7 protein-coding genes are annotated in these 5390 nt (G+C 40.5%); 6 read left to right on the forward strand and 1 reads right to left on the reverse strand.

Annotated elements, in window-relative coordinates:
- Positions 1-279 precede the first annotated feature (279 nt).
- From BCF53_RS19640 to BCF53_RS18855, 4 genes are all read left to right on the forward strand, one after another.
- Entirely contained in the window at positions 280-492 is a 213-nt protein-coding gene (locus BCF53_RS19640; protein WP_424511412.1) for an N-acetyltransferase, read from the forward strand.
- A gap of 89 nt (positions 493-581) precedes the next feature.
- On the forward strand, positions 582-941 hold the full coding sequence (locus BCF53_RS18845) for a hypothetical protein (RefSeq protein ID WP_132704289.1): 360 nt from the start codon (positions 582-584) through the stop codon (positions 939-941).
- Between the two features lie 248 nt (positions 942-1189).
- Entirely contained in the window at positions 1190-1534 is a 345-nt protein-coding gene (locus tag BCF53_RS18850) for a hypothetical protein (protein ID WP_132704291.1), read from the forward strand.
- A gap of 307 nt (positions 1535-1841) precedes the next feature.
- Positions 1842-2312, forward strand: coding sequence for an HAD family hydrolase (locus BCF53_RS18855; RefSeq protein WP_132704293.1), 471 nt, complete (start codon positions 1842-1844; stop codon positions 2310-2312).
- 115 nt (positions 2313-2427) lie between these two features.
- On the opposite strand, the gene BCF53_RS18860 is transcribed toward BCF53_RS18855, so the two are convergent.
- Positions 2428-3540 (reverse strand): sulfite exporter TauE/SafE family protein, encoded by a 1113-nt coding sequence (locus BCF53_RS18860; RefSeq protein WP_132704295.1) that lies wholly within the window; start codon positions 3538-3540, stop codon positions 2428-2430.
- Positions 3541-3712: 172 nt separating this feature from the next.
- On the opposite strand from BCF53_RS18860, the gene BCF53_RS18865 reads away from it, so the two are divergent.
- Together BCF53_RS18865 and BCF53_RS18870 are read left to right on the forward strand one after the other, a co-directional pair.
- The gene (locus tag BCF53_RS18865; protein WP_132704297.1) at positions 3713-4684 is read left to right on the forward strand and encodes a sigma-54 interaction domain-containing protein; all 972 of its coding nucleotides are present in this window, start codon (positions 3713-3715) and stop codon (positions 4682-4684) included.
- 116 nt (positions 4685-4800) lie between these two features.
- Positions 4801-5250: a hypothetical protein gene (locus BCF53_RS18870; protein ID WP_132704299.1), complete on the forward strand. Its 450-nt coding sequence runs from the start codon at positions 4801-4803 to the stop codon at positions 5248-5250.
- The last annotated feature ends 140 nt before the right edge of the window (positions 5251-5390 follow it).

The raw sequence follows: 5390 nt of genomic DNA on the forward strand, positions 1-5390 counted from the left end.
GGATTTAGAAGTGAGACACGCTACAAAACCGCGATAATGTTCTATCTGGGTGGACTAACTCTGAAACATTAACCCACCGTAAAAGGTGAAGACCCATATGCAACCAGTTATGTGAGCTCGAGTCAAGCCTTACGGTGGGTGTCTCCTTACTTCTACCCCTTACTTCTTTAGCAATGGTTCGGCGAAAAATCTTGGTTTATCATCAATTGCAATGATGAGCGAATCGGTACCGTTTCAATACAATAATTAGAAAGCTGTGTTCGGTTTGGCGAGTTCTGCCTGCTAACGAAGTACCGAAATCAGGGTGTTGGTTCCTATATTTTGAAAAATTTCTTGCAAGAATATGATGAGAACTCACGAGTGGCTGTACTTGAGTATTTAAAGTGGAACCCAGTCGGGTCTTTGTATAAACGAAACGGTTTTAAGGTAACTTCTGAGAGTGACATTAATTACTTTATGGAACGTAAGCCAGAAGAACGCTGTCTTAGTTGATTGGACGCGCGAAAGATACCTGTCGAAATTGCAGACTGATCCAGGACAGATAACTAAAGAATATGATTCGAAAGAGGCAATAAACACCAATGTACCAGATAATTGTTAACACTTTAGCTTCTCTGTTTTTAATCATTCTATTCATATATCTCGCTTGGGTTTTGCCCACTCGAAATGCTAAGAAAATTTTAGTATCTGCCTTGAAAAGGAAGGGATATGAGGTTCTTAGTGTAAAGCACAGTGTTTTCAACTTCGGTCCATTTTTCGGTCGAAAATTTAGTCGGGAGAGAGCTTTTAAAATAGAAGTAAGGGCACAGGGTGAAGAGCCCATGAAAGGCTGGGCTTTAGTCGGCGGATTTTGGTTATGGATGGTTTCCGATAATGTCTTACTCGATTTACCTGTTAAATACCCAGAAGATAATTGGCTTCAAAGAAAGAAAAATTGGTGATCCAATAAGAATGGAAGTTAGTCAGTAGTTAATAGTCAGAACTGGGCCAAGCAGATAAACACAGTAAGGAATTAAGTTTGAACCTAAACCAACTAATGGAAGACCTCAAGATCAAAGCGGTCAGAGTCATTGAATTTATAGCTGATATTATGAGCCTGGAAGTGGCGTAGTCTCAATCGATAACCACCCTATTGGCAACCGGAATTTTAAATGTCGAAAATTTTCTATAACCTCGTTAGGTGCAAGGAATGTTATCTATTACAAAAGTAAATCGATTAGTTGGCTGGTTCGGAATTTTAGTATTTTTCTATTCTTTGTTCTTATTTGTCTCTAATTTCAATTTAACGTATCAATTAGCAAGTTCGTTTAGCCCTTATGAGCAACCGTGGTACCCGGTATCTATGGTTGTAGCCTTGGGGTTGGCTCCCGTATCAGTATTGGCACTATCCGTTTTAGCACTAAGAAACAAACTCAGTTGGTTTGCAGTTCCATTGGCTATTTATAGCTGGTTAATGCTTATAAGCTATCTAGTCACAGGCTTTGTGGCAGTGTATCTTTTATGGCATATGTGGGCTCGTAGACTGCAGCGCTAACGAATGTAGGCTATCGGAGAAAGCGACAATCGTATCGCCATTATATTTGATGACAATGCAAGGTTCAAAGTGATGCTGCAGATCGTATTAATGAAATCAGCTGGCCTTCTGGAATATCAGCAAATTAAAGGCTTCTCCGATGAGTTACAAAATTTTATTAATAGCCAAGACTAACTTTTTAGCACGGCCTAAAAACTCAGTATAGTTACTCACTTCGACCGCCGGGAACATACACACGAGGTCGCTTTGCCATGACGCCCTAAACCCGAGCTCTAAGCGAAAAAATTCATATTCACATGGAAGGTAAATGAGAGATATCTATTTGTTTGATTGGGGCGATACCCTAATGGTCGATTTCCCCGATGTTCCAGGAAAAATGTGTGATTGGGAAACTGTCGAGGCAGTAGATGGCGCATTGGAAACTCTGTGTCACCTCTCTAAATCGGCTTCAATTTACATTGCAACGGGTGCAGCAGATTCTTCTGAGGCAGACATTCAATTGGCTTTTGAACGCGTTGGTTTAGATCGATATATTACAAGCTATTTTTGTCGAGCTAATCTCGGTTTTGCAAAAGGGGAGCCAGATTTCTTACCTGCAATACTAGACAAGCTTAGCGCAGACGAATCTCATGTGTTTATGGTCGGTGACCGTCTGGTTAAAGATGTTGAGCCAGCTCTAAACGCTGGCATTAAACCAATCTGGTTCAACCGCAAACTTGATGGCTCTGTACCCAAAGGCGTCAAGGTAATCAAGCACTTGGCAGAGTTGTGCACTTAGTTATAGGGGCAGAGCCTTTGATATTTCACTAAATAGCCCCCTAAACTCATTTTGGTGTCTTATTAGATTTTCCTCGTTCATAAGACGGCTATGTAGTTATCCGTTAGTTTATTCTTTAAGAGGTAGATGCAAATATTAAGAAAGCCGGAAACAGCTTAATTAGGCAAAATAATGCAAGCAAACAGCAATAGATGGGAACAACTTTTCGCCAGATGTTATCAGGCAGAACTCGGGTAACGTATGGGCCTGCAATAACCGCAATAATACTGCCAAGTATCATAGAGGGTAGTAGTATAAAATCTATAATCACACCGGAGCTTGAAAGTAAGAACCAGGTAATGATGGATGCGATACATACAGTGCCTTCAGATAAGGCTGTAATAGCCATCATCGTTTTTAGTGGTACACCCGAACGTATTCCTCCAATGGTTAGTACCGGACCATAACCGCCGCCACCGATACCCTTGTTAAAGCCTGCTAAAGCACCAAAAAACAGCATGCGTTTCGGGTGATACTCTGTCTTTCTATTTGCATTGATTAATGCGGCAGCACCCATAATTAACAATAAAATTATTACATAGAGTTTTATCCAGGTCGTTGCCCAGCTTAGCCATCCATATATGGATGTAACTGAAAATGCCACGGCCAATATACCTATTCCTGAAATCATTAGCCAAAGTCTTACTGTTTCTGAAATAGGATGAAAACGCCATTCCACGTTCTTGAATTCATTATGTATGTAAGCGCTAATCAACCCTGCACTTGCCTGTTGAATCATAATTGCTGGAACAATTTGTTGGAGTTCATAACCCATAACCAGCAATATAGGTGTAAAGGCTGTTCCATAACCCATTCCTGCAGAGGAGTCGAGAAGCTCAAATACAATAGCTAACAGAACCACAGTCCATACTATTCTCCAGCTGTTAGTTTCATGCCATCCAATTGATAAGGTTCCAATAGATTCAATGTGCTGTGTTGACTGAAATGGATTTTCGGCAAGCCAGCAGCTTAATATAAACACGGCACTTAACATTCCTAAAGCAATAAGCACGGCTACTATTTCCGGTCTGTTAAAACGCATCCTGTCTTTTATAGATTGCAGATCCTGTGCTTGTGCAACTTCCCATCCCAGTACCTTCGAATTAAGCGCCCCTGATATATCACATTCGCTCGATTTTTGAGCTGTCGCTTCACTAAATTGGCACTGCTCGAATTTAATTTGACTCATAAGTTTCTTGCTCCAACCTATCGTTAATAGAGTGTGATGGTTGTAGCAAAAGCAGATCCATAATATCTAACCTATTGAAATTAAAGGGATTGATGTCGATAGGTTCTTTTTCTTTTCAAAATTCCATTTTATTTGGCTGTTTTTCTGCCATATATAGAGGTATATTTTCTAAATGGCACAGATTAAATGCATCATTGGTGAGCGTACAGGGCTTAAAAACGTAATAGATCGCGTAAATATCGTTGCGCCCAGAGATATTCCGGTACTGCTTCACGGAGAAACAGGCTGTGGTAAGGAAGTTATTGCTCAGCTAATTCATCAGAAGTCTTCTCGCTCAAAAGAGGTTTTCCACCGGGTTAATTGCGGTGCGATTTCTCAAAAACTTATCGATTCTGAATTATTTGGTCATGAAAAAGGCGCTTTTACTGGCGCTATAAAAATGCATAAAGGTTGGTTTGAGCAGGCTGATAAAGGGACGTTGTTTTTAGATGAAATTGCAGAACTGCCAGTGGATGCTCAGGTTAGGTTGCTTCGTGTCTTGCAGGATGGAACCTTCACCCGTGTTGGCGGTGAAAAAGAGCAAACGACAGATGTGCGGGTTGTTGCTGCAACCCACCGAAACTTACCTGAAATGATTGGCCAGAAGCTGTTCAGGGATGACTTGTATTATCGGTTGTCGTCATTTCCTATGGTTATTCCGTCACTCAGAGAGCGTAGGCAAGATATAGAGCCGCTTGCAAAATACTATATAGCAAAAGCCTCGGAACTTTTTGGAATTAAACCGTTATCCCTTAACTCAGCCGATTTAGAGCACCTTAAGGCGTATTCTTGGCCAGGAAATATTCGTGAATTTATATCCGTTGTTAATAGAGCGGTATTACTGAGTGAAATAACCGGTAAATTGGAAATTATCCAGGCTATCGGAATTAATTCAGAACCGCAGCCTTCTGAGCCTCGTCAGGAAATAGATAAAATAGAAATAAGCAGAGATGAAACACTAGCTGCAATCACTAAAATACATATTGAGAAAATCATAAACGAGTGTCACGGGCGAATCGAAGGTTCATTTGGCGCAGCAAGACGATTAGGTTTAAACCCGAGTACGTTGCGTTCAAAGATTAAAAAATTAAATATTAACCGTTAGTAGCCAGATACAGAGACCAAAGGGTCAGAGCCTTTGATATTTCACTAAATAGCTCCCTAAACTCATTTTAGTGAGTCAACATTTTACTGACTTTATAACAGTGTAAGGAAGAACCAATGAATTACAGATTATGGGTTTATATGGTCACCCTATTAGCTTCAGTAAATACATTTTCCGAAAGCCTGTACCCATCTCCAAGTTCCTGGCAGTTCCCGGATATAGTTGAGTCAGCAATCGAAATATCGCCTAAAAATATAGAAGGAAAGCCCTTTAATGCATTCGGCCTGGCCTATTCAGTTGACGACCTGGAGATCTTGGATTTAGCACGCATTGAGTTGAGTGAGCTTCAAAAGTACGCAGATGTGGTTACCCACGCGTACCCGGATGCCGTATTTGTTCAAAGCCAGCTTGCAGTTAATTGTAGTGAATTGTCTATTACGCAAGTAAACGAGACATCAATAGCAGGTATTGCCTATATTTATTTCAATGCTGTAGTTGAAGAGCACAGAGCGTTAGCTGGTCAGTGTATTAATGCGCTACTAGATCAGCTGCAGATTCAGCATTAGATTGCTTATAATTTAGCGAGAATATTGAGTATCAGATCAATGGGCGTCAGAGTCATTGATATTTGGCTGATATCATGAATCTGAAAGAGAGATAATATCAAATGAAGACTACCCGTTTGACAACTGAAATTTAAATATCC

The sequence above is a fragment of the Reinekea marinisedimentorum genome (genome assembly GCF_004341165.1).
Lineage (GTDB): Bacteria > Pseudomonadota > Gammaproteobacteria > Pseudomonadales > Natronospirillaceae > Reinekea > Reinekea marinisedimentorum.

Bases quoted from the DNA above. Each gene is read 5' to 3' on its own strand.
- BCF53_RS18845 (WP_132704289.1), top strand. From the start codon at position 582: ATGTACCAGATAATTGTTAACACTTTAGCTTCTCTGTTTTTAATCATT.
- BCF53_RS18850 (WP_132704291.1), top strand. From the start codon at position 1,190: ATGTTATCTATTACAAAAGTAAATCGATTAGTTGGCTGGTTCGGAATT.
- BCF53_RS18855 (WP_132704293.1), top strand. From the start codon at position 1,842: ATGAGAGATATCTATTTGTTTGATTGGGGCGATACCCTAATGGTCGAT.
- BCF53_RS18860 (WP_132704295.1), bottom strand. From the start codon at position 3,540: ATGAGTCAAATTAAATTCGAGCAGTGCCAATTTAGTGAAGCGACAGCT.
- BCF53_RS18865 (WP_132704297.1), top strand. From the start codon at position 3,713: ATGGCACAGATTAAATGCATCATTGGTGAGCGTACAGGGCTTAAAAAC.
- BCF53_RS18870 (WP_132704299.1), top strand. From the start codon at position 4,801: ATGAATTACAGATTATGGGTTTATATGGTCACCCTATTAGCTTCAGTA.